2 protein-coding genes and 2 pseudogenes are annotated in these 4,282 nt (G+C 31.5%); 2 read left to right on the top strand and 2 right to left on the bottom strand.

Going from position 1 to position 4,282, the window contains the following annotated elements; all coding sequences use genetic code 11:
* Both E4T68_RS08500 and E4T68_RS08495 read right to left on the bottom strand, forming a co-directional pair.
* A pseudogene (locus E4T68_RS08500) lies at nucleotides 1–548 on the bottom strand (helix-turn-helix domain-containing protein); the annotation flags it as partial.
* A gap of 440 nt (nucleotides 549–988) precedes the next feature.
* Nucleotides 989–2,278, bottom strand: a complete 1,290-nt coding sequence (locus E4T68_RS08495) for a homoserine dehydrogenase (RefSeq protein ID WP_135125964.1) — start codon at nucleotides 2,276–2,278, stop codon at nucleotides 989–991.
* A 214-nt stretch (nucleotides 2,279–2,492) separates the two neighbouring features.
* Between E4T68_RS08495 and E4T68_RS08490 the strand changes: the two genes are divergently transcribed.
* Both E4T68_RS08490 and E4T68_RS08485 read left to right on the top strand, forming a co-directional pair.
* Nucleotides 2,493–3,599, top strand: a complete 1,107-nt coding sequence (locus tag E4T68_RS08490) for a Xaa-Pro peptidase family protein (protein ID WP_135125962.1) — start codon at nucleotides 2,493–2,495, stop codon at nucleotides 3,597–3,599.
* Between the two features lie 258 nt (nucleotides 3,600–3,857).
* Nucleotides 3,858–4,282 (top strand): annotated as a pseudogene (locus E4T68_RS08485) (helix-turn-helix domain-containing protein); the annotation flags it as partial.

The raw sequence follows: 4,282 nt of genomic DNA, 5'->3' as shown, positions 1-4,282 counted from the left end.
CTAGCGTCCATTTGTATCAGTTCGCCACAATATTTTTTTCTCGGACGACTAGGGTGGATAGTGTTACTATCTGCTAGAAACTCACAAGAACGGGGTAAGTTTGTAGACAATTCATGTCTCACCTGTTGTGCTACTTTTTTCTGTTGTTTTAGTCGTTTTACTGTTTTACGATGTGTTTTGGGAGAAATCATCCCATGGTTATAGAGAATGGTACGAACAGTTGTATCTGTTAAATTGATGCCATGTTCTTGTTTTAAAATTTCAGTAAAATGAACAACATTAGGTTTTAAATTGGTAAATGATTGGTATAGTTCTACAATAAAAGTTTTAGTAGATTCAGGTAGACTATGCTTTGGAGAGCGTTTTTTATTTTTATGAGAAAAAGCTGACTTACCCAATTGAACATAATTGTTAAGTAGTCGGTTAATTTGTCTTAATGATAAAGTTAATTCGACACAGGCACGTTGTTTTGTTTTTTTGCCATGATGAACGGCTTTGATGACGTTATATTTTTTTATTTCATTCACTGTTAATTCTATCCTTTTCATATCTCTAGTTTATCATTTTGGGACATTTTGTCATTCGATTACTTTAAGACATTATCACATTCGATTGATATCTTTCTAATATTTTTATGAAAAAGTTAAATTATCTAAACAAAGATATCCGCATTTTCACAAAGAAAAAAATAAATGAATAAATTATCAAATAATATTTTGATATATAAGCAAAATAGAGTAAGTTCCCTATTTAGATAGCTGATTTTTTAGAAATATTTAGCTCAAACTTTATATCAACTCAACAGACGTCTATTTATTAAAAATCACCTCAAATTAAACAGCTTTGTAAATGGACAATAACTCATCTTAGCACACAAAAAAGTCATCACATACTACTATTAAAAGGAATCCGTCAACATAATGTCGCGAATTCCCTTAATTTTTATCGTATCAAGCTATCATTTTTCTTGTTTAACATAATACTATGTTTAATTTTCTAAAACTTTCATGGCTAGCTTAACTGTAACTGCCTCGTATTGACTAAGTTTATCCATAATTTTATCATACATATCAACACTCATTGGATGTGTAATAATCATAATGCTTGCAATATCATTATTCACTTGATCTTGTTTTACTTTGGCAAAGCTCGCTCCTGCCTCTGCAAAAATTTTGGTCATTTCCAAAAATCGTCCTGTTTCATCTAACATATTTAACCGGAAATAATATGGAGATTTTATTTTTTCCTTAGGTAAAAGTGCTTTTTGACGTGAATAATGTGAAAAAATATTACCAGTTGTTTGTAAAGTCATGTTTTTCGCAATATTAATCATATCACTAACAACAGAATTAGCCGTTGGGAGTTCTCCAGCACCCGGTCCATAGTACATTGTTTTTCCAACTGCTGCACCCACTACAAACACAGCATTATTTTCATTTTGAACATTTGATAAAGGATGATTATCTTTAATTAAAACTGGGCCAACTTCAACGTATACTTTTTCATCAATTTCTTTAGCTGTTCCTAATAATTTAATCACATACCCTAATTGTTTTGCATTTTGAATGTCTTCTCTATCAATTTGCGTAATGCCTGTTGTTGTAATATCATCTAAATCAATTTGCATGCCAAATGCTAAACGTGTTAAAATGACCATTTTTCTAGCGGCATCTAAACCGTCTACATCACTACTTGGGTTAGCCTCTGCAAATCCTAATGCTTGAGCCTGTGCAAGTGCTTCTTGATAAGATAGTCCGTTTTCTGTCATTTTAGTCAACATATAATTCGTTGTGCCATTGACAATTCCCACAACTTCTTTTATTTCATCAGATGCCATACTATTCACTAATGTACGTAAAATTGGAATACCTCCGGCAACACTTGCTTCATAATATAAGTCACAATGCTGCTGACCTGCCAATTTCATCAGTTCATCTCCATGTAAAGCAATTAAATCTTTATTGGCTGTGACAACATGTTTTTTTGCTTTTAATGCTCTAATAATATAATCTCTTGCAATATCAACACTTCCCATAACTTCAACAACCATATCAATAGATGCATCGTTTAAAATATCGTCTATATTTGTTGTTAATGTAATATGTGCAAGTTCTTCATTATTCTGATACTTTTCGATTTGTCGGACTAATACTTTTGTAATATCAAATGTTTGTCCAATTGTTTTTTCTATTTTTTGACTGTGAGCTTTAATGATACGAAGCACTCCCGTACCTACAGTTCCAAACCCTAATAAGCCTACTTTTATCGTATTTGACATCATTGTTCTCCTCACTTTACAGGCGTTTATATATAGTATAAGGTAATTTCATTAAATGTCTAGTTGTTTCTTAAAAAAATTATGAAAAGATTTTTATTTTGTTTCATTTTTTCATGTTTAGGCAAAAAAGTAAGGTTTTTACTCACTAGATAACAACATTTTTTCTAATTTTATGTTACTATACATATATCTTAATAGAAATAGAGGAATTTTTATGAGCATTTTACATACTTTACAAAGAAAATTACAACAAGACAATATTGACTTATGCTTCGTGCAAAATCCATCAACAATTGGATATTTAACAGGGTTTCATAGTGAGCCACATGAACGTTTAATGCTATTGGTTATGCGTATGGATTCAAATCCTTTGTTAATTCTTCCTGCCTTAGATTATGAAAAAGCGTTGGCACAAGTAAAAGGGATAGAATTAGTGTCTTATTTAGATAGTCAATCGCCTTGGGAAACATTAGCACACACGTTATCACATTATCAATCAAAATCTATTCGCTGCTCTATTGAAAAAGATTATGTTACTATGACAACACTTGAACGCTTACAACACGCTTTACCTTTTGTAAGTTTCTCTCATAATGTGTCTACACTCATTCAAAATATGCGTTTAATTAAAACACCTCATGAAATTGAACTCATGTTAGGTGCGGGAAAAACTGCTGATTTAGCGATAAAATTTGCTGCACAAGCATTAGACATTAATCGTAATGAGTCAGATATTTTAGCCCATATTGAGTATCAATTAAAAAAACATCATGTGCCAAAAATGAGTTTCGATACAATGGTTCTTTCACAAGCTAACGCTGCAAATCCACATGGAGAACCCGGAAATACACCTATTCAGTTTAATGAGTTTGTATTAGTAGATTTAGGAACACTTTATCAAGGATATGCCAGCGACATGACTCGTACTCTGTTTTTTGGAGATACACTATCAAAAGAGCAAGAAAAATTATACAACATCGTATTGGAGGCACATCATGCTGCTAGAGATGCTGTTAAAATTGGAATGACTGCTGGAGAATTAGATCAAATTGCTAGAGACATTATTAGTCAATATGGATACGGGGATTATTTCACACACCGCTTAGGACACGGCATTGGACAAAGTGTTCATGAGTTTCCATCGATTGCAAGTGGAAATGACTTTATTTTGCAAGAAAATATGTGTTTTTCTATTGAACCGGGGATTTATTTACCAAATAAAATTGGGATTCGTATTGAAGATTGCTTCTACGTCACTCCTCAAGGTGCTAAACCATTTACACATAGTCCATATTCTCTAAATTATCGTGATTATCAATAATTCTATATTCTAACATAGACATTGAGAAAAGCACTTATATACTAGAACAACCTAATATTCACATGTTAAAACTAATACGCTATTATTTCATATATAAAACACTTAAAATCAAGGTAGTCTGAGATATTAGCGGATAAAATGCTTTAAGCTCAAAATTAATTTAACTAAAAACTTTAAATTTGTGTCAGTATCAATCGAATGTGATAATGTCTTAAAGTAATCGAATGACAAAATGTCCCAAAATGATAAACTAGAGATATGAAAAGGATAGAATTAACAGTGAATGAAATAAAAAAATATAACGTCATCAAAGCCGTTCATCATGGCAAAAAAACAAAACAACGTGCCTGTGTTGAATTAACATTATCATTAAGACAAATTAACCGACTACTTCACAATTATGTTCAATTGGGTAAGTCAGCTTTTTCTCATAAAAATAAAAAACGCTCTCCAAAGCATAGTCTACCTGAATCTACTAAAACTTTTATTGTAGAATTATACCAATCATTTACCAATTTAAAACCTAATGTTGTTCATTTTACTGAAATTTTAAAACAAGAACATGGCATCAATTTAACAGATACAACTGTTCGTACCATTCTCTATAACCATGGGATGATTTCTCCCAAAACACATCGTAAAACAGTAAAACGACTAAAACAACAGAAAAAAGTAGCACAACA

The organism is Granulicatella sp. WM01 (assembly GCF_004570605.1).
GTDB lineage: Bacteria > Bacillota > Bacilli > Lactobacillales > Aerococcaceae > WM01.
This window is presented reverse-complemented; position numbering and strand designations above follow the sequence as displayed.

Bases quoted from the DNA above. Each gene is read 5' to 3' on its own strand.
- E4T68_RS08495 (WP_135125964.1), bottom strand. From the start codon at position 2,278: ATGTCAAATACGATAAAAGTAGGCTTATTAGGGTTTGGAACTGTAGGT.
- E4T68_RS08490 (WP_135125962.1), top strand. From the start codon at position 2,493: ATGAGCATTTTACATACTTTACAAAGAAAATTACAACAAGACAATATT.